General features: G+C 46.4%; 18 protein-coding genes. 13 read left to right on the top strand and 5 right to left on the bottom strand.

Annotated elements, in window-relative coordinates; genetic code table 11:
• The first annotated feature begins 95 nt into the window (after positions 1 to 95).
• The 4 genes from HMPREF3034_RS04535 to HMPREF3034_RS04520 are packed head-to-tail and all read left to right on the top strand — an operon-like array spanning position 96 to position 5,528.
• Positions 96 to 1,055 (top strand): FecR family protein, encoded by a 960-nt coding sequence (locus tag HMPREF3034_RS04535; RefSeq protein ID WP_062433529.1) that lies wholly within the window; start codon positions 96 to 98, stop codon positions 1,053 to 1,055.
• A 9-nt stretch (positions 1,056 to 1,064) separates the two neighbouring features.
• A complete protein-coding gene (locus HMPREF3034_RS04530) occupies positions 1,065 to 2,927 on the top strand; it encodes an FAD-dependent oxidoreductase (RefSeq protein ID WP_156431036.1) in 1,863 nt (620 codons plus the stop codon).
• Positions 2,928 to 2,937: 10 nt separating this feature from the next.
• Positions 2,938 to 4,506, top strand: coding sequence for a beta-N-acetylhexosaminidase (locus HMPREF3034_RS04525; RefSeq protein ID WP_062433526.1), 1,569 nt, complete (start codon positions 2,938 to 2,940; stop codon positions 4,504 to 4,506).
• Positions 4,503 to 5,528: an endonuclease/exonuclease/phosphatase family protein gene (locus HMPREF3034_RS04520; protein ID WP_062433523.1), complete on the top strand. Its 1,026-nt coding sequence runs from the start codon at positions 4,503 to 4,505 to the stop codon at positions 5,526 to 5,528. Before HMPREF3034_RS04525 ends, HMPREF3034_RS04520 begins: the two co-directional genes overlap by 4 nt.
• Positions 5,529 to 5,584: 56 nt before the next feature.
• Here HMPREF3034_RS04520 and HMPREF3034_RS04515 read toward each other — a convergent pair whose 3' ends face one another.
• The gene (locus tag HMPREF3034_RS04515; protein ID WP_062433520.1) at positions 5,585 to 6,130 is read right to left on the bottom strand and encodes an RNA polymerase sigma-70 factor; all 546 of its coding nucleotides are present in this window, start codon (positions 6,128 to 6,130) and stop codon (positions 5,585 to 5,587) included.
• 318 nt (positions 6,131 to 6,448) lie between these two features.
• Positions 6,449 to 9,433, bottom strand: coding sequence for a PEP/pyruvate-binding domain-containing protein (locus tag HMPREF3034_RS04510; protein WP_369796362.1), 2,985 nt, complete (start codon positions 9,431 to 9,433; stop codon positions 6,449 to 6,451).
• A 154-nt stretch (positions 9,434 to 9,587) separates the two neighbouring features.
• Between HMPREF3034_RS04510 and HMPREF3034_RS04505 the strand changes: the two genes are divergently transcribed.
• Positions 9,588 to 10,562: an alpha/beta hydrolase gene (locus tag HMPREF3034_RS04505; RefSeq protein WP_231725605.1), complete on the top strand. Its 975-nt coding sequence runs from the start codon at positions 9,588 to 9,590 to the stop codon at positions 10,560 to 10,562.
• Positions 10,563 to 10,579: 17 nt separating this feature from the next.
• On the opposite strand, the gene pflA is transcribed toward HMPREF3034_RS04505, so the two are convergent.
• On the bottom strand, positions 10,580 to 11,320 hold the full coding sequence (pflA, locus tag HMPREF3034_RS04500; RefSeq protein ID WP_062433573.1) for a pyruvate formate-lyase-activating protein: 741 nt from the start codon (positions 11,318 to 11,320) through the stop codon (positions 10,580 to 10,582).
• 208 nt (positions 11,321 to 11,528) lie between these two features.
• On the bottom strand, positions 11,529 to 13,775 hold the full coding sequence (gene pflB / locus HMPREF3034_RS04495; protein ID WP_036896586.1) for a formate C-acetyltransferase: 2,247 nt from the start codon (positions 13,773 to 13,775) through the stop codon (positions 11,529 to 11,531).
• 817 nt (positions 13,776 to 14,592) lie between these two features.
• Between pflB and HMPREF3034_RS04490 the strand changes: the two genes are divergently transcribed.
• The 7 genes from HMPREF3034_RS04490 to HMPREF3034_RS04460 are packed head-to-tail and all read left to right on the top strand — an operon-like array spanning position 14,593 to position 23,049.
• Positions 14,593 to 15,258, top strand: coding sequence for an ABC transporter ATP-binding protein (locus tag HMPREF3034_RS04490; RefSeq protein ID WP_036896584.1), 666 nt, complete (start codon positions 14,593 to 14,595; stop codon positions 15,256 to 15,258).
• Between the two features lie 11 nt (positions 15,259 to 15,269).
• Entirely contained in the window at positions 15,270 to 16,523 is a 1,254-nt protein-coding gene (locus HMPREF3034_RS04485; RefSeq protein WP_036896583.1) for an efflux RND transporter periplasmic adaptor subunit, read from the top strand.
• The gene (locus HMPREF3034_RS04480; protein WP_082721688.1) at positions 16,520 to 17,788 is read left to right on the top strand and encodes an ABC transporter permease; all 1,269 of its coding nucleotides are present in this window, start codon (positions 16,520 to 16,522) and stop codon (positions 17,786 to 17,788) included. The genes HMPREF3034_RS04485 and HMPREF3034_RS04480 overlap by 4 nt, the downstream gene beginning before the upstream one ends.
• Positions 17,789 to 17,794: 6 nt before the next feature.
• Positions 17,795 to 19,123 (top strand): ABC transporter permease, encoded by a 1,329-nt coding sequence (locus HMPREF3034_RS04475; protein ID WP_036896581.1) that lies wholly within the window; start codon positions 17,795 to 17,797, stop codon positions 19,121 to 19,123.
• Positions 19,120 to 20,598, top strand: a complete 1,479-nt coding sequence (locus HMPREF3034_RS04470; RefSeq protein ID WP_036896580.1) for a TolC family protein — start codon at positions 19,120 to 19,122, stop codon at positions 20,596 to 20,598. The genes HMPREF3034_RS04475 and HMPREF3034_RS04470 overlap by 4 nt, the downstream gene beginning before the upstream one ends.
• A gap of 19 nt (positions 20,599 to 20,617) precedes the next feature.
• Positions 20,618 to 21,925, top strand: a complete 1,308-nt coding sequence (locus HMPREF3034_RS04465; protein WP_036896579.1) for a sigma-54-dependent transcriptional regulator — start codon at positions 20,618 to 20,620, stop codon at positions 21,923 to 21,925.
• A complete protein-coding gene (locus HMPREF3034_RS04460; RefSeq protein ID WP_036896578.1) occupies positions 21,922 to 23,049 on the top strand; it encodes a sensor histidine kinase in 1,128 nt (375 codons plus the stop codon). Before HMPREF3034_RS04465 ends, HMPREF3034_RS04460 begins: the two co-directional genes overlap by 4 nt.
• 18 nt (positions 23,050 to 23,067) lie before the next feature.
• Here the strand turns inward: HMPREF3034_RS04460 and HMPREF3034_RS04455 are convergent, their stop codons facing one another.
• Positions 23,068 to 23,922 (bottom strand): glycoside hydrolase family 16 protein, encoded by an 855-nt coding sequence (locus HMPREF3034_RS04455; protein ID WP_052052776.1) that lies wholly within the window; start codon positions 23,920 to 23,922, stop codon positions 23,068 to 23,070.
• A 148-nt stretch (positions 23,923 to 24,070) separates the two neighbouring features.
• On the opposite strand from HMPREF3034_RS04455, the gene HMPREF3034_RS04450 reads away from it, so the two are divergent.
• Positions 24,071 to 25,354, top strand: coding sequence for an O-acetylhomoserine aminocarboxypropyltransferase/cysteine synthase family protein (locus HMPREF3034_RS04450; protein ID WP_036896577.1), 1,284 nt, complete (start codon positions 24,071 to 24,073; stop codon positions 25,352 to 25,354).
• Positions 25,355 to 25,549 lie beyond the last annotated feature (195 nt).

The raw sequence follows: 25,549 nt of genomic DNA, 5'->3' as shown, positions 1-25,549 counted from the left end.
AAAGAGTAAATTATAGCAAATTAGATACATTTTCTAGCTCTTTTGTTTAGTGGTTTTCTTATATTTGCTTGTCTATATCATAAAAACAGGAACAAATGGATGAACGCATCAATCAATATTTGGAAGGAACTCTCAATAGCCAAGATACCGAACAGCTATTACAAGATGCACAGTCGTCGACAACATTAAAGGCCGAACTAACCCGTGCTATCAATATGAAAGCACTGATATCTCTCCACCCCGATCTCACCAATGAGGAAGCCGGCAGAGAAAGTCTACTACAGAGACAGAAGGCTCAAAAAAGAGATACCATGAAATTGCTGGCTCGACAACTGCTTCGCTACGCAGCCATATTGATACTTGGCATCATCGGTACAGCCGCTATCTTCAAATACCACATAGGTTCTCAGCAACCCATAGCTTATCAGAAACTAAATGTACCGGAGGGACAACGGGCACAGATTACACTTCCCGACGGCACCTCGGTATGGGTCAACTCCGGTTCTACTATCACTTATCCATCGACCTTTGGGGACGAACGAACCGTCTTGCTGCATGGCGAAGCTTACTTCGATGTAGCCAAAGACGAGAGTCATCCATTCATTGTTCAAGCAGGCAATAGACAGGTAAAAGCGCTTGGTACGGAATTCAACGTGCGTTGCTATACCCCCACTACACTAGACGTATCCCTCTATGAAGGCTCGGTCAGAGTCTATCAACCTAGCAAGGAAGCTCAAGGAACAATACTAACGCCCCATCAGCAACTCATTATAGCCGGCAACCAACAAAAGATTCTAGCCGTAGACCAAGACGATATACTATGGCGCGATGGCATCATCTCGTTTAAGTCGGCCAGCATGCAAGAAGTGGCCGAACGCCTACACCAGTATTACCATGTCGACATCATCATCAAAAACGACGATATTGCCAAACAAGAATACACAGGAAAATTCCGTCTACACGATGGTGTTACGTCGATTCTACAGCTTATTTCGAAGGTATATCCGTTCCATATCAGCCACAATGCCGAGAAAAACGAAATCATATTATACTAATACATACGCATGATAAAAATTCTATCAACCCTTTTATTACCCCTACTCGTCACAACTTCAGCACTAGCCGCAGACATACTTGTAGAGGCAGAGAGCTTTGAAGTAAAAGGCGGATGGGCGGTCGACCAACAGTTTATGGACCAAATGGGGTCGCCTTATCTCATCGCCCACGGCATGGGAGTGCCTGTTGCCGACGCATCAACCCACATCACCGTGCCACACGATGGCACATACTATGCATTCGTTAGAACCTATAACTGGACATCACCGTGGCATCATGGGCAGGGTGCAGGGGCTTTCTCGCTATGGATTAATGGTAAGAGATTGTCGCCAACACTTGGAAATATCGGCACACAATGGATGTGGCAAAAGGCCGGTAAGGTGACTCTGAAAAAAGGAAAAGCAACGCTCCGACTAAAAGACCTAACTGGATTTGACGGTCGCTGTGATGCCATCTATCTCACAACTGGCAACAACTTACCGTCCGATGACTCGCTAGCATTAGCCAATATGCGCCAACGACTGCTCCAACTACCTAGCGTTGCCCCTTCGGCAGGAACATTCGATTTTGTTGTTGTAGGCGGTGGTGTGGCCGGAATCAGCGCGGCTGTATCAGCAGCCCGACTAGGAATGCGAGTAGCTTTGGTGCAAGATCGCCCCATCTTGGGTGGCAATAACAGTTCAGAAGTGCGAGTCCATCTAGGTGGAAGAATCGAAACAGGAAAGTTTCCAAACCTCGGTGGACTCCAAAAAGAGTTTGGCCCAACGGAAGAGGGCAATGCCATGCCAGCCGAAAACTATGCCGACCACAAGAAGATGGACATCGTTCAGCGTGAACCAAACATTTCTCTTTTTACCAATTACCACGTGAACAAGGTGCAGATGGAAGGTAATAAAATAGCCTGTGTCATAGCCCTAAACACACAGACATCGCAACCACTGATCTTCAAGGCGCCACTGTTTGCCGACTGTACGGGCGATGCTACAGTGGGATATTTAGCCGGAGCCGACTATAAGATGGGACGTGAAGCCTACAATGAGTTCGAAGAGCCATTAGCACCGAAGCAGGCCGACGAGATGACCATGGGGGCTTCGGTACAATGGTATGCCCAACCAACGAAGAAAACCAATACATTCCGCCCATTCAACTATGGTATCTCATTCACCGAAGAGAGTTGTGAACCCATCAAAAAGGGCGAATGGACATGGGAGACAGGGCTCAACAAAAATCAGATAACCGACTTTGAACGAATCAGAGACTACGGTCTGATGGTGGTATATTCTAACTGGAGCTACCTGAAAAACCAATATTCAAAGAGAAAAAAGTTTGAGAAAGAACAGTTGGGATGGGTGGCTTATGTTGCCGGAAAACGCGAGTCGCGTCGTCTACTAGGCGACTATGTACTGAGTGAACAAGATCTTATAAAACATGTTTCGCACGAAGATGCATCGTTCACCACCACGTGGAGTATTGATTTGCATTATCCCGACTCACTCAACGGCATTTATTTCCCCGGCAATGAGTATAAAGCCATATCGAAACAAAAGGTAATTTATCCTTATGGCGTACCTTATCGATGCCTATATTCTAGAAATATTGACAATCTCTTTATGGCTGGTCGCGACATCAGCGTGACACATATAGCCCTCGGTTCGGTTCGTGTCATGCGCACAACGGGCATGATGGGCGAGGTTGTAGGAATGGCAGCATCGCTCTGCAAACAGCATCAAGCACTTCCACGCGACATTTATACACGGTATCTCAGTCTCCTAAAGCAGCTTATGAAGAAAGGGATAGGAAGTCAAGGACTCCCCAATAATCAGCAATACAATGAGGGTGGCATCTTAAGTAAGCCGCCTACCGTACAATAAATATACTAACATGAAACAGTTTCTATTTTATCTCGGTCTCTTTTACTGCCTTGGTCTCAATGCACAGACGCTACTGCCATTGCCCGTACAGCAACAAATAGGTAATGGAACTTTTGCAGTCGATAGACATTACAAGATAGTGAGCAACTTAAAAGGTAAGGACTCGAAGTACATTAAAGAACAGGTGGCAATGTTGATGGGCACGCCCAAACAGACAACACAAGCACAACCAAAAGGCGTCATTGTACTTCGGCTCACCCAAGGAGCCTTTCGCGCCGAAGGATATAAACTGAATGTGGGGCTCGATACAATTCGGATAGAGGCTTCCACAGCATCCGGTATATTCTATGCAATACAGACTTTACGCCAAATGGAGCAGCAGAAGCATATTCCATGTACCGAGATAACCGACAGCCCGCGCTTTGCTCATCGCGGATTCATGCTTGATACATCGCGCCATTTTTGGTCAAAAGACTTCATCAAGAAACAGATTGACGCTCTAGCCTACTTCAAATTGAACACCTTACATCTGCATCTTACCGATTGCGAAGGGTGGCGAATGCAGATTAAGAAGTATCCACAACTCACCGACGGGGCGGCTTATCGCACGCAATGCAGTCGCGACCAGTGGATAGACGAAGGACGTAAGTTTTGTAAAAAAGACACACCGGGGGCTTACGGAGGCTATTATACACAAAAAGATTTAAAAGAAATCGTAGCGTATGCACGCAGTCGATACATCAATATCGTCCCTGAAATCGAGATGCCCGGCCATAGCTACGAGGTGATGCAGGTGTTTAAAGACCTGTCTTGTACCGGACAAGGTGATGGGTTCGACCTTTGTGTGGGCAATGGGCATACGTTTAAGTTCCTTACCGACATCTTACAAGAGGTGATGCGTGTCTTCCCTTCAAAAGTAATCCATATCGGTGGCGATGAATCGACGATGCGTTATTGGAAGAAATGTCCCAAATGTATCGGACTATACAATCGTATGAACATGAACGATACGGCACAGATACAAGGCTATCTCATCAGTAGAATCGACAGTTTCCTTACGGCTCACGGTCGCAGAATGATAGGTTGGGACGAAATTCTCGATGGTACTACACTTTCGCCACAAACACTTGTCATGTCATGGCGTGGCGAAAAAGGTGGCATCAAAGCCTCCAAAATGGGACATCATGTTGTGGTATGTCCATCTAAATACTACTATCTAGACCATTATCAAGATAAGCCTGAAACACAGCCAAAGGCTCTTGGCGGTTATTCACCTTTGGAAAAGGTCTATTCTTACGACCCTATTCCTGCCGAACTAAAAGGAAGCAACGTAGAGAAATACATTGATGGAATACAAGGAAACCTATGGGCGGAATATATAGAAACACCCTCTCACGTTGAATACATGATGTATCCACGTCTCTTAGCCATTGCCGAAACAGCTTGGGGAACCAAGTCATCCTATACCGACTTTAGGAAACGCGTGCTCCATATCGAATCCTATCTGCGAAGCAAGGGTTACAATTGCTTCGACATAAACCATGAAACTAATACTTACAAAGCAGAAATAACAAAATGAAAAAGATTTTATTTACCCTTTTAGTGGTACTGATGAGCCTCAACGTTCAGGCTCGTAAGGATGTTGAGATTACCGTATTGCAATGGAATATATGGCAGGAAGGCACGGTGGTACCGGGCGGTTACGATGCCATCGTCAACGAGTTGTGCCGTCTGAAACCCGACTTCGTCACGCTGAGTGAAGTGCGTAACTACCATAACGTAAACTTTACGCGCCGACTCGTCAACGATTTGAAGGCCAAAGGACTAACCTATTATTCTTTCCGCACAGACGATTCTGGCCTTTTGAGTCGCTATCCTATCCTTGATTCTGTTTACGTTTCAACCCTCAACAAGGATCATGGGAGCATCTATAAACTCACAGCCGAGGTGCAAGGGCGCAAGGTCAGCGTCTATACAGGACATTTAGACTACCTTGATTGTGCTTATTACAATGTTTACGGATACGATGGTTGCACATGGAAGGAGTGCGAACGACCACAGTCGGTGGCCGAACTTTTGAAGTTGAACGACCTCTCTTGGCGTGACAATGAGGTACAGACGTTTATCAACGAGGCTCGCCATGACATCAAAGCAGGTCATTGTGTAGTCTTCGGAGGCGACTTCAACGAACCGTCTCATTTGGATTGGACTACCCAAACCAAAGACCTTTACGACCATCATGGCATGATCGTACCTTGGACCGTGTCTACCATGCTCTACAAAAACGGCTTCCGAGATGCCTATCGCGAGGTTTATCCCAGTGCCATCACGCATCCCGGCTTCACTTATCCAAGCTATAATCCGGCTGTAAAGATGGAACAATTAACGTGGGCACCAAAGGCCGACGAGCGCGAACGCATCGACTTCATCTACTATAAAGGTAAAGGTGTGACGCCCATATCGGCTCAGATATTCGGTCCCGACATGTCTGCCTACCGCTCAACAGCTCTCAAGGAAGATACCAAAGACTCTTTTGTGCTTCCCACAGGACTATGGCCCACCGACCATAAAGGCGTATTGGTGAAATTCAAAATCCGTTGACTACCAAGTTATGAAATCTGAGTAAGACATTCAAACTAAGGCACGAGGCTACCATTCTAAGGCATCATATACAGGAACGCCAACAAAGGAATGCAGTTTTTGAGTTCTTCTCGTAGCTTCTTATAAGCAATGCTCATCTGCACTTCCACCGTATTTACCGACACACCTAACTCCTGTGCGATGGCTTTTTGCTTCGTGCCTTTGAGCTTACTCATGATAAATATCTGCCTACATTTATCCGGTAGATGGTTAATGGCATTTTCCAACATCGTCTCTATAGACTCGTCCGAGAAGTTCATATCCAACTGTTCCAACGAGTCATACATGAGTTGCATCTCCAGTCGTTGCGTTTCGTAATACTTGGAATAAGCTTCCGACACCGTCAATCGTTCGCGCAAATGATTCAAGCAAGCATGCTTGACCGATATAAACAGATAACTTGTGATGTTTATATCCTTATTAAACAAGTCTTCACGTTCGTATATTCTCGCGAAAACATCCTGCACTATATCCTCCGCATCGGCTTCACACTTCACATAGACAAGTGCGAAGTTCTTCACACGAGCATACCATGTGATATAAAGTCTTTCAAAATCGGTCATTATATCCGTGTAGATGAGGGATTAAGCACAGCATTATCATACTACAATCCGTATTGTATTATTGACAGCAAAAGTAAGTAAAAAAGCTGAAATTCACAAGCCTAACCAAGCCAATAAGATACTAGAAAATCGCCATACAAACGTAAGGGCATAAAAAAAGGGGCTCCGCTGAGTCCCAACCTTTGTTAACCTTAAATCTAATACCATGAAAAACACGATGCAAAGATAATATGAAAACAAATTGCTTCCAAATATTTTGTGATAAAAGGTCTGTTTCTTTAGTTTTTTATTGTCTTCAAAAGGCTTATTAACAGTTACTTACCTCAACACCACTCCCTCTTGTTTCTTACCGTCCATGAGAATGCGTAGCGGATGGCCGAAGCGTACATGGCGTACATACGGCGTCTCTTCCACGGCAGGCAAGCTATCCAATAACTCCTTCCGAATGAGTCCGCCATCCTCTGTATTCATATCTATGGTAAAATAGCCTACGCCGAAACTTGTCAGATTTTGGAAGAAATGGGTACCCTGACTAGGATCTACCCGATAATCTTTGAGCGCCACTTCCACAATAACACGGGCTGCACTGATATGCGGCCACTTCACCGGTACGCCTAGATAGTGGTCGCTTGAACCCCACCTACCGGGGCCTACAAGGATGTAGTTCTTCCCTTCTGTCAGGAACTTGCGGTTGATTCGCTCTATATCGTCGGCCACATAATAATTGTTCATGGCCGAGAACGTGTCGTCGTACTTCACGTATACCACGTCGACAACATCTTCCGAAATACCATGTCCCAACGAGTGATGCGAGCGCAACAGGCATTCCTCATCGGTAATACCACACACATCCTCATCCAACATTTGCTTGGCGTCGACGATTGGACGTACCTGTAACAGGTTGAATTCGGCAGCATTATCTTCCGAAATATTGCAGGCGAACTCTATTTCTACCGGCCTTCGCATGGCTTCAGAGCCATACTTCATCGACATTTGCATCACTTCGGCAAACGGAATCACTCCTTGTTGCAATACACCGGCAAACGAAATGATTTTTCGTCCACCCTCATATAGCCCGTCACGTATCACTTGATCGTAGGGATCAAAGGTCGATGCTATCAGGTAAAGCGAGCCATCTTTGTCGGCTTCTTTCACTTTCCGACGACTGATATTGAACCCATCGTCTACATTGAAGTCGTCGCTTACGTGCGCCATATCAAGTGCATAGAACTGCGTCTGCGTCTCACGCAGGGCTATTTCCAATTCACTCATCTGCAACACTTGGTCGGGATGATAAGGAGATACACGTAAAGTCTGCCCTCCATCCACGATATACTTACCCAGTCCGAGAGCCAAAGAGGCGATTCCTTCTTCGGCCGTTTCGTCGCCAATGGGATAATAATTGAGCGAACGCAGCACTCCACTGATATTCGGATAATAGTGAGTACCGTATTGTTTTCCCACTACTTCCTGTAATATCACGGCCATCTTCTCTTGGTCTATCACGTTGCTGGTGGCCGTCATGTACGCTTTAGAATCGCGATAGTACACAGATGCATACACACTCTTGATGGCTGCGGCCAACATATGCAGCATGGCATACTTGTCATCCAAGTAAGGTATCATGTAAGTACTGTAGATTCCGGCAAATGGTTGATAGTGACTATCCTCCAACAACGAACTCGAACGAATAGCAATAGGGCGTTTCGTAGCCTCGAAGAATGTGAAGAAATCGGCTATCAACGAGTCGGGCAACTGCGCTCGCAAGAAGTGTTGAAGTATCACTTCGTCCGTTGCATCGCTCAAAGCTATTTGGTATAGGTTGTTCTGCTCCATGAATTGGTCGAACACATCGGTGCACAATACCACCGTCTTGGGTATCTGTACCTTTATATTCTCGTAGGCATTAAACTCCGGATGCATCTTCACAACATTGTCCAAGAATGCAAGTCCGCGCCCTTTACCGCCCAACGAGCCTTCACCAATACGTGCGAAATGGGCGTAACGGTCGAACTTCATACGGTCGAACACGGCTACCACACCGATGTTCTTCATGTGTCGATACTGCACAATGGCGTCGAATATAATCTGACGGTGTGCTTCTACATCCTGCAACTCGTGCCAAGTGATATTCTTAAGGAACGCCGATACCGGGAAAATGGCACGCGCCGAGAGCCAACGACTCATGTGATTGCGACTCACATGGTAGAGCATGGAGTCATCGGGAATCTTGAAAATGTTGTCTTGCAGTTCCTTGAGCGAGCTCACACGCATCACTTCTTCATGTGTCTTCGGGTTACGGAAGATGAAATCTCCAAATCCCATGTGCTCTTCCATCAAATGACGGAGGTCTATACTCATCTTCTTCGAATTCTTATCTACAAAGTGGAAGCCTGCAGCCTCAGCCATTTGGCGGTTTGCCGACTCCGAACTCTCCATGATAAGCGGCACATACTCGTTACGGCTTCTGATTTCTCTCAACAATGAGAGACCAGCCTCGCCATCCTTCACACCGCCTCGTGGGAAACGAACGTCGCTGATAACGCCCAACGTATTGTCCTTATATTTTTCATACATGGCCAACGCTTCTTCGTAAGTTCGTGCCAATACCACCTTCGGACGACCTCGCATACGCAACGTAGCCGTGTGTTTGTTCAACGCTTCGGTAGAGAACCGCTGGCTCTGCAACAAGATATAATTGTAGAGATTGGGCAAAATAGACGAATAGAAACGGATACTGTCTTCCACCAAGAGAATCATCTGCACCCCACCCTCGCGTATATCGTGCTCTATGTTCATTTTGTCTTCTATCAATTTGATGATAGAAAGGATGAGATTGGTATTGCCCAACCAGCAAAACACATAATCAAAGATACTCAAATCTTCATTCTGCATGCGACGGGTAATACCGTGAGAGAAAGGCGTCAGTACGATACAATGAATAGCGGGGAATTCATCTTTGATGGCATGAGCCACGGTGAAAGCATCATTATCGGCGTTACCCGGCATACAGATCACCAAGTCTATGTTCGTTGTCTGTAGCACTTTTGAAGCTTCTTCTATCGTACTCACCTGCGTAAACGTAGGCGGATAACGTAATCCCAACTGCATATACTCATTGTATATCTTCTCTTCTACGCGTCCATCGTCCTCCAACATGAACGCATCATAGGGATTGGCCACAATGAGAACATTATAAATACGACGCATCATCAGGTTGACAAACGTCACATCTTTGAGATAAAACTTATTCAGAAACTTCTTTTGCTCGGTATCTCCGCTCATAATTGTTACTTTAGTCATAGGCAAAGATAACGTAAATAGAAGATAATAACGAAATTTACAGGCAATTTATATGAAAGCTTTGCTGGCTTCTCTTTTTATTGTAGTTTTGCATTCCGAAGTTCAAAACAGTTTCATCATGCAACGTATCTTACTATTTATAAGCTGTCTGATAATGATATCCAACCTCCCATCTTTTGCACAACAAAAGAATATCACTACTGAATATAATTTCAAGAAAGAAGCCGATTTGTTCTTGCAACAGATGCCTGAAGGACTACAAGTAAAACAAACAGCAGCTATTCGTAAAGCCATAGAAGGCAATACTGCCCCACTTGCCGCTATTAGAAATTCACGCAACCAAGTTCCAGAAGTATGTAATGAGGTCATAACATCTTACATCAGCAATACACTCTGTCTATATACTCCCCGTAACAAGAAACAAAAGACGCTCCCACTCCTCATCTATCTGCACGGTGGTGGATGGACATTCGGCAGTATCAACAGCTGTGCTCGCTTTTGTCAGCAACTGGTTGCCCAAGGCGAAGTGATGGTATTGGCTCTCAACTATAGGTTAGCACCCAAACATCCCTTCCCTGCCGGACTGCAAGACTGTATCAATGCGGTGCGTATGGCAAAAGAGAAAGCCTCTGAATGGGGCGCAGATAGTTGCCGAATATCGATCGGTGGCGACAGCGCAGGGGGAAATTTAGCCCTCACCACCACATTAAACTTCTTGCAAAAAGGAACATCACCTCTCCATTCGCTGCTCCTTTTCTATCCCGTAATATCTGCTTGGAACGATCAGTCGGCATCGTGGAAGGCCTATCAAAAAGGATTTGCCTTAGACGGAAGTATCATGGAAGCATTCAACCAAGCCTACGCCAAGGGTCGGGAATGCCATCCGTTGGTTTCACCCTCTATGGCTTCAGACACATTACTGGCACAATTGCCAAAACTATTATTGGTTGCTGCCGAGCGCGATATTCTATGTTCTCAAGGGGAAACCTTCGTCGGGCGCATTCAACAATTAGGCGTCGATGCCCGACGAGAAGTATTACCGGGTAGCGTCCACCTGTTTATTACCGTTAAAGGGCAGGAATCTGCTTTCCAAGAAAGCATAAGATTGGCTCATGACTTCCTTCGATAAGCATCCACAACCTACGTTTACTGCTCACCACGAAGTATCTTCCCAGCCCACTCTACCTGCTCTTTCGCAGGCGTAGACACATCTTTCAAGCTATAGGGAATACCCAGATTCTCCCATTTATAAATGCCCAATGCATGGTAGGGCAACACTTCTATACGCTGCACATTGCTTAATGTTTGAATAAAAGCAGCCAATCTTCGAAGTGCATCTTCATCATCGGTAATGCCCGGAACCAATACATGACGAATCCATACAGGCTTACCCATGTCTGAAAGGCAACGAGCTGCATCAAGAATATTCTCATTAGGATGCCCTGTCAACATACGATGAGCCTCGCTATCAATATGCTTGATATCGAGTAACACCAAATCGGTATGCTCCATGAGGTGTACAAACTTATCATAAAAGGGCGACTGTCGAGAGAATGGTTGGGCAGAAGTATCAAGACATGTATTGATACCTCGCTCATGAGCTTTGCTAAACAGTTCTATCAGAAAATCGGTTTGGAGCAACGCCTCACCCCCACTCACCGTAATCCCCCCGTCTTTTCCCCAATAACTTCGGTAGCGTTCGGCACGGCCAAGCAACTCTTCTGCCGTAACGCTCTGCTGCTTTTCTTTTTTCCAAGAGTCCGGATTATGACAATAGCGACAACGCATGGGACAGCCCTGTAAGAAGATGACGAAGCGAATACCGGGGCCATCTACCGAACCAAACGACTCGGTAGAATGCAGAAAGCCCACTTTCGGACTGTCCATATCATCCGGAATGCCATGCAAATCGCCATTCGCCGACATACATTTTTTCTGTTCTTGTATATTTAACTTGTTCTTTTCCATTTCTTATCCTCTCTATTTGCCAATTAGAAACGGAGCGCTGTTGAGGCGCTCCGTTTCTTTTTCATATCCGAGCATATGACCATAGCTCCCTCATTTGATATAGAGTAAGCTACAGTTTTTCTCGTTTTTACATCTTGTCGTGTGCCTGACGTGCTATCACATCTTCTTGTTGCTCGCGCGTTAAGTCGATGAATTTCACGGCATAACCACTCACACGAATGGTAAAATTAGCATATTCAGGTTTCTCAGGATGCTCCATGGCATCTTTCAACTTATCTACACCAAATACATTTACGTTGAGATGATGAGCACCACGACTGAAATAACCATCCATGACACCCACAAGTGTACGAGCGCGTTCTTCATCATCGTGTCCTAATGTATCGGGACTGATAGTCTGTGTATTGCTAATTCCATCGAGCGCATACTCATAAGGCAACTTAGCCACAGAATTGAGCGATGCCAACAATCCGTTCTTCTCGGCACCATACGATGGATTTGCACCAGGCGCAAGGGGTGTTCCGGCCGGACGACCATCCGGCATATTACTGGTAAACTTACCATAAACCACATTAGAAGTAATGGTAAGGATACTGGTAGTAGGTTCGGATTCACGATAAGTATGGTGCTTCTTAATCATGCCGATAAACGTCTTGAGCAACCATACAGCAATATCATCCGCACGATCGTCATCATTTCCGTAACGGGGGAAGTCGCCTTCGGTCTTAAATTCGAGTGGGAATCCAGTCTCATCACGCAGGATATTGACCTTGGCATACTTGATAGCGCTGATAGAATCGACCACATGGCTGAAGCCAGCAATACCTGTTGCGAATGTTCTACGTACATCGGTATCAATAAGAGCCATCTCCGCTGCCTCATAAAAGTATTTATCGTGCATATAATGAATGAGGTTGAGGGTATTCACATATACACCTGCCAACCATTCCATCATATCCATGAAGCGAGGCATAAACTCATCGTAAGTCACCACGTCACCCTCTATTGGGCGCAAAGCAGGACCACATTGCTCGCGTGTTCTAGCATCTACACCACCGCTAATTGCATAAGTGAGACATTTAGCCAAGTTGGCACGAGCACCAAAGAATTGCATTTCCTTACCGGTCTGGGTAGCAGATACGCAACAACAAATACTGTAGTCGTCACCCCATACCGGACGCATCACCTCGTCGTTCTCATACTGAATAGAACTTGTCTTCACCGAAATAGCAGCTGTATACTTCTTGAAACCTTCGGGTAAACGCGGACTATAGAGCACAGTGAGGTTAGGTTCGGGCGATGGTCCCATATTCTCAAGCGTGTGAAGGAAGCGGAAGTCGCTCTTCGTCACCATCGAACGCCCGTCCATACCCATACCTGCCACCTCTAATGTAGCCCATACGGGGTCTCCACTGAATAGTTGATTGTATGAAGGAATGCGAGCAAACTTCACCATGCGGAACTTCATCACAAGGTGATCTATCAATTCTTGAGCCTCATCTTCGGTAAGAGTACCTTCACGGAAGTCGCGCTCAATATAAATATCAAGGAATGTTGAAATACGACCTACAGACATTGCTGCACCATTCTGCGTCTTGATGGCAGCCAGATAACCGAAATAAAGCCATTGAACAGCTTCACGAGCATTCTGTGCAGGTTGTGAAATATCATACCCATAGAGTTCAGCCATAGCCTTCATCTCTTTGAGTGCCTTTATCTGCATTGATATTTCTTCGCGCTGACGAATGACATTATCGGTCATCGTACCGTCTCCACAGAGATTCAAATCTTTCTTCTTCTCTTCTATCAAGAAGTCAACACCATACAGAGCTACACGGCGATAGTCGCCCACAATGCGTCCACGACCGTACGTATCGGGCAATCCTGTAAGAATATGATTGTGGCGTACCAACTTCATCTCGTCGGTATACGCATCGAAAACTCCATCATTATGAGTCTTACAATATTTCGTAAAGATTTCATGCAACTTCTCAGACGGTGTATAGCCATAGGTGGTACAAGCCTGTTCTGCCATCTTAATACCGCCATAAGGCATGAAAGCACGCTTCAAAGGTTTGTCTGTCTGAAGTCCAACCACCTTTTCAAGGTCTTTCAATTGGCTGTCTATATAAGCCGAACCATAAGCTGTCATACTCGAAACGACTTCAGTCTCCATATCAAGTACACCACCTTTGGCACGTTCTTCTTTCTGTAACTGCTGCAAAATACCCCAAAGCTTATCCGTAGCAGCCGTTGGAGCCGCCAAGAAATCTTCGTTTCCGTCAAAGCCTGTGTAATTGTTTTGAATAAAATCTCGCACATTGACTTCGGTTGTCCACTGATGTCCTACGAAACTTCTCCATTCATTCTTCATTATCCTTAATATTATTGAGTGAAAAAATAAAATCTGTATACCTCTATAGTTATGTCATCTCATCTGTCCGAGAAGCATCTTTATCCTCTGTAAAGATTTCATCCGACAGGAAATCGAACTACAAAGGTAACACCATTTCTTCATATCAAAGAATATATGACATACACATTAAGGAAAAATACCAAGTAATGAGGATAAGAAACTCCTCACTACAGCAACCAGCCACAACATGGCTACCCTCTGCGTTAGCCGCTTGCCGGAATGAAATGACGGCTGGCGGACTAATAGGGATACAAAAATTGAATGCCTTTAGGTACTCCCCCTCAATCAAAACTGTTATTGGGCGAATACAATTCGCCCCTACTCATCACTCATAACTCCTCACTTCTTACTCTAAACTCGTCTACTTGTCAACTTTAAACCATCTCCCTCTCCTTGAGAGAGGGTTGAGGTGAGGTTACTGCAAGGGCTCAGCAGCTTTGCTGCCAAGCCTATTCCGAAATGCTGAAAAGTCGAGGCAGCGATGCTGAGAAGCCGTTGCAACAGCCCCACCCCAGCCCTCCCCAAAAGGGGAGGGAGATGGTTTTAAGTGGATAAGTAGACGAGTTTAGGCTTTAGTTTCTAAGTTTTTGAGTTGATAAGTTCTTTAGTTGTAGGACGGGAAAGGTTCTTTTCTTTCTCCCTCTTCCTCCTCTTTCAACGTACGCACTGTCCGCTTTCGTACACCAGCAAAACACAACTAGCGTTGATTATCAACGAGTTACAACTTTGGCATGCATCTTGTTCATATCGCAACAGTAAAAATAATATAAACAATATGATATTACTCACAGACATTAGTAAGGTATATAGTGCCGGCGATATAGAGACCGTAGCACTGGAAAACGTCAATATCAAAGTAGAAAAAGGAGAATTTCTCAGTATTATGGGTCCATCCGGATGTGGCAAATCAACCTTGCTCAATATTATGGGACTGCTCGAAACACCCACCACAGGTAGCATCGTCATCGACGGGATAAACACAGTAGGCATGCGAGACAGACAGATGGCCGACTTCCGTAATCGTAAATTGGGCTTCGTTTTCCAATCGTTCCACCTCATCAACTCGCTCGATGTGCTCGACAATGTGTCGATGCCGCTACTCTATAGAGGCGTGAGCGCCAAAGAAAGAAGACACCGTGCCGAAGAGGTGTTGGCCAAAGTGGAACTTACCCATCGCATGCACCATCTGCCATCACAACTCTCCGGTGGACAATGTCAGCGTGTTGCTATCGCAAGAGCCATCATCGGAGCACCCGAAATCATCCTCGCCGACGAACCAACCGGTAATCTCGACTCGAAGATGGGGGCAGATATCATGGAGCTACTCCATCGACTGAATCGCGAAGACGGCACTACCATCGTCATGGTAACACACAATGAGCAGCAGGCACGCGACACTTCGCGCACCATTCGCTTCTTCGACGGCCGGCAGGTTATATAATTTGGAAGTTCATGGATAGAGAAATTACCATACAACAGAAACGGCGTCGGCTGTTGATGAGGCTTGCCAAAGTGAGTGGAGCATCCATTCTACTCATCATTGCACTGCTGATAGTTCGCGCAAAGATAACTCCCGGCGTGGCCGAAAGTACGCTGAGACTCGCTACAGTAGACCGCGGAGACGTGGTAGCAAGCGTTACGGCTGGTGGCAAAGTGGTGCCGATGTTCGAAGAAATTATCAATTCGCCCATCTCATCGCGTATCTTAGAGGTCTACAAACGAGCCGGAGACCAAGTAGAAGTAGGCACTCCGCTGTTACTACTCGACCTACATGCGGCCGAAGCCGAGTATCAACGGGCACAAGACGAAGCACAAATGAGACAGGCACGGCTTAGTCAATTGCGTGTAAATCAACAAACCTCACTCTCCAATATGGAAATGGAGATACGCGTGGCTCGTATGAAAATGAATCGACTACAAGCAGAGTTGCGTGCCGAACAACATCTAGACAGCATCGGTTCAAGTACGCGTGACAACGTGGAACGCAAACGAATGGAATACAATGTAGCCCGACTACAACTGCAACAACAGGAACATCAACTGGCTAATACACGCCGAATACAACAAGCAGAAATGCGTGCTCAGCTGCTCGATGTGGCCATGCAAGGCAAGACTATGGCCGAAAACAAGCGCACATTGGAAGATGCTCAGATTCGTTCTCCGCGTAAGGCGACACTCACTTACATCCAAACGCAAGTGGGAGCACAGGTAGGGCAGGGGCAGCAAGTAGCCGTCATAGCCGACATGAACCACTTTAAAATCAACGCCGAGATAGCTGCCGACTACGCCGAACAGTTGATGATAGGTGGTAAAACCTATATCAAGATAGCTTCAAGTATATGTACCGGCACCATTAGCAGTATAACGCCACAGGCACAGAACGGCGTCGTACAGTTCACGATAGAACTCAACAACCAACCGAAAAAGATGAAACTACGTCCCGGATTGGTAGCCGATGTATTCGTAGTTACCTCCACTCGTCCGGCCACACTGCGCCTTCCCAACGGTAATTTCTATCGAGGCGCAGGCGACTATATATTATACGTAAAGGAAAGCAAGAACAGGCTCGTAGCCCGACAGGTAAAGTTGGGCGTTGGAAACTTTGACTTTGTCGAAGTAAAAAGCGGACTCCAAAAGGGCGAGACCGTCGTGACGAGCGATATGGGTCAGTATAAAAACAACGTATTAAAAATCAAAAGACAATGAATATATACCTTCGTCAGGCCCGAACAATGATAGGGCAACATAAGCTATTCTCTACTATTTACATCGTGGGAACGGCTCTTTCGGTGATGTTAACCATGTCGGTCATCATCTTAACCTATATCAAAGTGGCGCCTCTTTACCCTTACAACCAACGCAATATGATGTTGGAGATGACCTCACTACGTATAGAATTACCGGGCAAAGCAGAGTTTGCCGACCGTAATGTTCAGATGGGGAGACTCAGTTACAGCCTTGCCGAACGATTAAAAACGCTGAAAGGAGTGAGCTATATAGGTACCAAGACCAAGCCGAACAAAGGGCAACTCAGTCTTCCCAACAATCTACAAGCCACCACGGCAACCTATGTCTACACCGATGCAGGCTTTTGGGACGTGTTCAAATTCAAGTTCTTGAGTGGTAAAGCCTATGGAGAAGCCGACATACTCAGGGCATCAAGCGACATTGTTATCAGTGAATCACTGGCTAAACGCATGTTTGGAGCGAGCGAAATTGCCGGCCGACAGATACTCTTCAATGGCATGTTGCGCCGCGTAGCAGGCGTAGTAGCCGACGTATCGGCCTTTGTTAGCGAACCGTATGCTGAAGTTTGGCTGCCAGCTTCGCCACAGATGCTCCAAAACAAAGCCACGAAAGCAAGCGAAAAACTATTTGGTACATGGGATGTCTACCTACTGACGAGCGATAAAAAGCAAGCCCAACAATCCATTGCCGACTTCTTCAAACGCTTGAATACCTCTCAAAAAGAATTTCAAGTCGACTTAAGAATGTTGGCAGAATCGGCCAATTTTGAGATGACGGGAGACGAATTCAACTATGCAACATTGATTCTTTTGGGAATATTAGTAGTCGGACTACTTGTCATTCCGTCGCTTAACCTGAGCAGTCTCATCTCCAGTCGTATGGAAAAACGCCTTCCCGAAATGGGCATACGAAAGGCTTTCGGTGCGCGAAGGTCCACATTGCTGTGGCAAGTGATGGTAGAGAACGTGCTACTCACAGCTATCGGGTCGCTCATCGGCCTCTTGTTGGCCTATGTACTTGTGGTTTCCAATGCCTCGGCCTTACGGTCGATGCTCACCCAAACAGGCGACGATCCCATCATCACTATTGAAATGCTGTTCAATTCATGGATTATATTGTTCACTATCTTGGTATGCTTGACAGTCAACATATTGGCAGCCGTGGTCCCCGGATGCCTCTCTTTGCGTCGCAATATTGTAGATTCGTTGAACCTTAAAAAGTAAAACCGTATGCTAAGAATTATCTTTAAAACCCTTTGGAATCAACGTAGTAAAAACAGTTGGCTGTTTATTGAACTGGCACTTGTGGCTTTCTTCCTTTTCTTTATTGTTTATTTTGGCTTATTCCAATGGCCAGCGTTTCAATCGGACAAGGGCTATGACAGTCGCCATCTATATACCGTGGAGTTAAATAGGTACACCAATCAAGATGAAGGATGGAAAGAAACATGCGCTAATGACAGTGTATATGAGCAGGAGCTACGCCACGCTTTACAGCTCATTCAAAAGCATCAAGACGTGGAAGAATGCGTAATTGGCACGGGAGAATCGACTCCTTACGGAAATAATTTAACTGTAAGTCAATTCTTGGTACAAGGCGATACTGCTAGAAAAATACCTGCACGATTCTTCCATATCGTCCCTATGGCAGGTGGAGATCAACTCCATCTCTATCGGTTTCGCGATGCCTATACGGGTCGCCCCATCCATCTGTTAAAGCCGGGAGAGCATGGTATCACTTCGCCGCACACGGTCTATATTTCCAAATACATTGCTGAAACCTACTTCTCCGGACGCAATGCCATCGGCAAGAAGATACTATACAGCGATGATGCACATACAGCTTATACCATTGCTGGGGTATTCGACGACGTCAGCATGCAGACTATGCAAGTGAACGACGGTAACCTGCTGGTGTTCCGGAATCTCAACTTCGATATGAAAGACCAATGGGACAAGACTAATATTGCGTTGCGACTGCGTGAGGATACCGATGTGGAGACATTCAAACAATGGTTTCAAACCACCGTTGTCCCCAAATTACGCACCGGAAATATCTATTCCGTATCGCTCAAAAACGATATCGAACGACAGAAAGACCAGTTAGAAGTATACGGTTTGATGAGTGCTGTACGCATAGCCGGCATCTTTATGCTTTTCCTTTTGGCTTGTATATTCCTTGGAATATTAGGAACTTTCTGGTTAAGAACAGCCGACCGACGCGACGAAATAGGCGTACAAAAGGCGATGGGAGCCGACACTCGCAGCATCATGAAGCAATACTTACTGGAGTCTACCATGCTCACAACACTCGCATTCTGTCTTGCTTGGGTGGCAGCAATAAGCATCTTACAACCCATGGGAATGTTCCATATCAGTCCAAGACAAGAATCTTTGGCAGAATACTACTCGTATTTGATGTATCACCCCATCCGGTTGCTTTGTATAACAACGCTCATCACCTACGTCATCTTAGTACTTATCAGTACTTTAGCCACCTTGATTCCTGTGAGAAAAGCCGCGCGTGAATTACCATCAGAAGCCCTTCGAGAACTATGAGACGATTGTTTTTACTGCTCTTGACAACCATTTGCCAGTACGTTGCGGCCGCCGATACGCTGCAACTATCGCTCCCCGACGCCATCGCCATGGCTCGTCGGCAGAGCTTGGATGCTGCTGTGGCTCGCAATTCGTTGCTTGCTGCCTATTGGGAGTATCGTGCTTACCGAGCCGATATGCTTCCGGAGTTGTCATTGGTGGGCACTCTTCCGCAGTTCAACCAAAGCTATAGCGCCTATCAACAGGCCGACGGAACATATAAGTATGTGCGCAATGAGACCACATCGCTAGCGAGTGCACTCAACATTAAGCAGAATATATGGCTCACGGGCGGCCGGTTATCGCTCACATCATCGCTCGATTACATCCACGACACCAACAATCGGAACTTCATGTCGGTACCTTTGAGTCTCACATTGGAGCAACCTCTCTTCGGCGTAAACCATCATAAGTGGCACCGACGCATTGAACCGGTGAAGTATAACGAGGCAAAAGCCGCTTTCATCTCGGCCACCGAAGAGGTCACCATGAAGACTATCCAATATTTCTTTGACCTACTTTTGGCCAACGAAAACGTGAATATAGCCCGTCAAAACAAGGAAAATGCACAGCGACTATACGATATTGCCCGCGAAAGAAGGCGTATGGGGCACGTCAGCGAGAGCGATGTCATGCAACTAAAACTATCCTTGCTCAAAGCCGAAGCGACATTGGCGCGAGCCGAAAGCAGCAAGAACAGTAGCCTGTTCAGGCTGCGTGCCTTCCTCGATATGCCCGATTCGGCCGATTTACAAGTAGTATCACCACCCCAACAAGTACTTACCGGCACACCCCAACTTGCTTATGTCGACGTCTTAGACAAGGCTTTAACTCGTAATTCATTCGTTCAAAGTATCCGAAGAAGCCAATTGGAAGCCGACTATGCGGTGGCGCAAGCACGCGGAAACCTACGAGATATATCGCTCAACGTGACGATGGGATGGAGCGGAATAGCCAACGACCGATTGCAAAATGCCTATCGCGACCTGCGCGATAATGCCATCGTGCGAGTAGGTGTGGCCATTCCGCTGTTGGATTGGGGGAAGCGTCGCGGTACATTACGCATGGCCGAAAGCAACCGAAAGGTCACCGAGAGCCGACTACGTCAGCAACAACAAGCCTTCAACCAGAACATATTCCTACTTGTAGAAAACTTCAACAACCAGCGACGACAGCTCTCTATCGCCGTCGAAGCCGACAGTATAGCCCGTCGGCGTTACCAAACGAGTATCGAAACATTTGTCATGGGCAAGATTAACACGCTTGATTTGAACGATGCACAAATCCGAAAAGACGAGGCACGACAACAATATATCAACGAGACTTACCTCTTTTGGCACTACTATTATCAACTTCGTAGCCTCACATTATGGGATTTCTCGACAAACAATAGCATTGATGCTGATTTTGAAGCAATAATTTGTGAGAAGCCATGAAAATATATAGCTTTGTGTTATGATACTGATAATTGACGACGACATCACCATACGTTCATCGCTTAATTTCATGCTGAAGCGAGCAGGAATGACGCCATTGGCCGTCAGCAACGCCACGGAAGCCATGGATATGATACGGAGTCAAGGGGCAAGACTGCAACTGATACTCATGGATATGAACTTCTCGCTCTCCACATCGGGCGACGAAGGCTTGACATTATTACGCCAAGTGAAGTTGTTTTTGCCTCATATCCCGATCATACTCATGACAGCTTGGGGCAGTATAGACCTTGCTGTGAAAGGTATGAGGGCCGGAGCGTTCGACTTTATCACCAAGCCTTGGAACAATGCCAGTCTATTACAGCGCATTGAGACGGCTCTACAAATGAACGACATACCACAAACGGAGGCACCAAACGACTTTCCTGAAATCATCGGAAAGAGTCGGGCGCTCAGAGAATGTCTTGATATGGTGGCGCGAGTGGCCAAAACTCAGGCATCCGTATTGATTACCGGAGAGAGCGGAACAGGTAAGGAACTCATTGCAGAAGCCATCCATCGCAATAGCAGTAGAACCAAGAAGCCCTTTGTCAAAGTCAATCTAGGCGGCATATCACAATCGCTTTTCGAGAGCGAAATGTTCGGTCACCGCAAGGGAGCGTTCACCGATGCACAGTCAGATCGCATCGGTCGATTCGAAATGGCAGACAAAGGAACCATCTTCCTCGACGAGATAGGCGACTTGGACATGGCTTCACAGGTGAAGCTATTGCGTGTATTGCAAGACCAAACTTTCGAACCATTGGGCGACAGTAGGCCTCGTAAGGTTGATATACGTGTAGTGTCGGCCACCAATGCCGACTTGCCAAGCCGCATCAACGAGCGTAGATTCCGCGAAGATTTGTTCTATCGTATCAACTTAATCACCATCCATCTACCCTCACTCAGCGAACGTCGCGAAGACATACCATTACTCGTGAACCATTTTGCAGCCCAAGTTCGTTCGGTAGACATTGCCCCAGAAGCAATGGATATGCTGTCTGAGCAAAATTATTCGGGTAACATCAGAGAACTGAAGAATCTTGTGGAGCGCACCATTATCATCAGTGACAAAGACTATCTCACCGCCAATGATTTCCAACTGGGGCTGAAACATGGCGACAGGATATTCTCTTCAGAATCCAACGGTACGCTGGCCGATGCCGAGCGTGCCCGTATCGAACAGGCTATGCAGCTATTTGGTGGTAACATTACGCGTGTGGCAGCCCACTTAGGCATCACTCGGCAAGCCTTATACCGCCGACTAGAAAAATACAACAAGGCATGATTTACGCAGCAACAGCTCTTCTCACGGCTCTCATCTTGGCAGGTCTTTATCATCGTTACGTCGTCAAACCACGACGAATCATTGAGAGTGGCATGGATTTACTGTCGGCTCAAGACTTCAATTCGCGTCTTCGACACGTGGGACAAAAAGATGCCGACCGCATCATAGACATCTTCAACCGCATGATGGAGCAGTTGAAAGAGAACCGATTGCGCGTCCGTGAGCAGAATCATTTCCTTGATTTGCTCATCGAGGCGTCTCCCATGGGCGTGGTACAGATGGACTTCGAGGGCCACACCACGTCGCTAAATCCTGCTGCCCGGCACTTCCTTGCCAACCAAGAACTAGTCCAACGCATCGCCACCTTGCAAGAAGGAGAGACCGTTACACTCCATTTGAGCGACAGTCATATCTACCGTTTAGCACGACTTTCGTTTATCGACCATGGTTTTCAGCATCCTTTCGTACTTATAGAATCGATGACCGATGAGGTGAGAAAGGCCGAGAACAAGGCTTATAAACAAGTTGTCCGTATGATAGCCCACGAGGTAAACAACACCGTGGCAGGCATTACGTCGAGTCTTGAGAGTATTTCAGAGGAATTAAAAGCCGATACCGACATCGCGGAATTGATGCGCGTGTGTATCGACCGTAGCTATGCCATGAGTCGATTCATCACACGTTTTGCCGATGTGGTGAAGATTCCAGAACCCACTTTACAGTCTATGGATGTATGCGAGCATCTAGATACTTGTCTCAGGTCGATGGAAACACTCTGCCAAGATATCACCATCCGTCGACAATATGAGCCGCTCATCCTCCAAGCCGACCCTATCTTGATGGAACAGTTGTTTGTAAACATCATCAAAAATGCGATAGAAAGCATAGATGGCAAGGGTACAATAACTCTTACAACCACTTCACACAGCATTGAAATCAGCGATGATGGCGACCCTATCACTGCTGAAACAGAGTCGCATCTCTTCACCCCGTTCTATTCATCGAAGCCCAACGGACAAGGCATCGGCCTTATCTTCGTACGCGAAGTGCTCACCCGTCATGGCTTCAGTTTTTCCTTGAAGACCGAAAGCAACGGCCTCACGGTCTTCAAGATTTGTTTTTAAACGAACCTAAAACTTGATTTAGAGTTTTGAAACTTTCACCCAGTCTATCCACATCTCACCGGGTAAATCGGCATCATCAATGTCACCGGGCCACGTTTCCTCACCCTTGAACTTGCCACCGAGTGAGAAATTCAAGATAATATCGAAGTCGTAATCGGCAAACGGATACTGTATATTCCCTTTCTCATCGGTAGTTTGTCGATTCTCATAGCGCCATGTCTCACATCCATCGAGATAGAATATGAGTGCTTTCTCGGTTCTCTCGACCGCATACACGTGGTCTTTCGTGATGTCGAGGTTGCGATTAGGCTGTGTATTGGTGGCTCCGGTGCGCCCCAAATGCTCTCGATTGTACGACGTATGCACCGTCTGATAGATTTCTCCGGGTGTGCTTTGTATCCATTCCATGATATCTATCTCGCCACTTTGAGGCCAGTTTTTACCCTTAATTGGCATCTGCCAAATGGCCGGGAAACCTCCCTTGACCTGATGAGTGAACCGCGCCTTCACTTCAACGCGTGTATTACATGGGAACCCTTTGATGGTTCTGATGCCTCCATTGCGGTAAATTCCGTCGCGTTTATCGGCTTTCAACTTCAGATAACCGCCCTCCACACGCACGTTTTCATAGTTCTGTGCATGCTCGAAGTAGCGCCCCCATACCGTATCTGAGTATTTACAGAGCATCCATACAGCCGGGTCGGGTCGCTTGGATACACCGTCGAAATTCTCCACAAATAATGTTTTATCACCCTTTTGTCCTTTCTCTTCAGGAACAATAGCGGCTTTAGTGCACGCTTGTAAGCTCATGGAACCTAGTAATAGAATTGAGGTTAGTGTCAATGTTTGGATAGATTGAATCATGGTTTTCATTGTTTTTGATTGATATAGATTGTGTTTACAAAAATAACATAAGTCTATCGGAATGCCAAACAAATCGGTAGTATTTAGTTGTGTGGCTCAAATTGTTTTGTAACTTTGCAACATACATCGATAGAGACTATTATAAATCATTTGTATTATGAAGAAAAATTTGAAGACATCTACCCTCTGCGTGCAAGCAGGATGGGAGCCCAAAAACGGTGAGCCACGCGTGTTGCCCATCGTACAGAGTACCACTTTCAAGTACGACAACACTGAAGAAATGGCTCAACTCTTCGATTTGAAGAAAGAGGGATATTTCTATAGCCGCCTACAAAACCCCACTAACGATGCCGTAGCCAAGAAGATTGCCACACTTGAGGGTGGTATCGGTGCTGTACTTACATCGAGCGGACAGGCGGCCAACTTCTTCGCCATCTTCAATATATGTGAGGCCGGCGATCACGTAGTGGCTTCCAACGAAATCTACGGTGGCACCTACAACCTCTTTGGAGTAACGCTGAAGAAACTCGGTATCGAATGTACGTTCGTCAATCAAGACGCTACCGAAGAGGAATTGAGTGCAGCTTTCCGCCCCAACACCAAACTCATGTTCGGTGAAACCATCTCTAATCCCGGCTGTAATGTGCTGGATATAGAGAAATTTGCACGTGTTGCGCATGCTCATGGCGTTCCTCTCGTAGTGGATAATACCTTTGCTACGCCCGTCAACTGCCGTCCGTTTGAATGGGGATGCGACATCGTCACCCACTCTACGACAAAGTATATGGACGGCCATGCCACCCAAGTGGGCGGTGTAGTAGTCGATAGTGGCAACTTCGATTGGGATGCCCATGCCGATAAATTCCCCGGACTGTGTACACCCGACGAGTCATATCACGGACTCACCTATACCAAAGCGTTCGGTAAGATGGGCTATATCACCAAACTAGTAGCACAGTTGATGCGCGACCTTGGGTCTATCCCCGGTCCTCAGAACTCGTTCTTGCTCAACCTAGGACTTGAAACGCTCCATCTACGTATGCCTCAACACTGTCGCAATGCGCAGCGTATAGCCGAATTCTTGTCTGCCGACAACCGTGTGGCATGGGTACATTACGCCGGATTACCCACCGACCCGAACCATGCCAAAGCCCAGAAATACCTGCCTAATGGTTCTTGTGGTGTTATGGCATTCGGTCTGAAAGGCGACCGTGAGACTGCTATTAAGTTCATGGACTCACTACAACTCATCGCCATCGTGACCCATGTGGCCGACGCCCGCACCTGTGTGCTCCACCCGGCTAGTCATACCCACCGTCAACTTTCCGACGAACAGCTGCGCGAGGCAGGCATCGCTCACGACCTCATCCGCCTCTCTGTGGGTATAGAAGATGCCGACGACTTGCTCGATGACATCAAGCAAGCGCTCGATAAGATTTAAGAATGAGTATATACAAGGGTGTGTCTGTTTGGGCACACCTTTTTTTATTAAGGACAGAAGCCCCACCTCAACCCTCCCCATAGAGGGGAGGGAGAAAGAAAAGAACCTTTCCCGTCCCACAATTAAAGGACTTATCAACTCAAAGACTTACAAACTAAAACCAAAACTCGTCTACTTATCCACTTAAAACCATCT

The sequence above is a fragment of the Prevotella sp. DNF00663 genome, assembly GCF_001553265.1.
Lineage (GTDB): Bacteria > Bacteroidota > Bacteroidia > Bacteroidales > Bacteroidaceae > Prevotella.
This window is presented reverse-complemented; position numbering and strand designations above follow the sequence as displayed.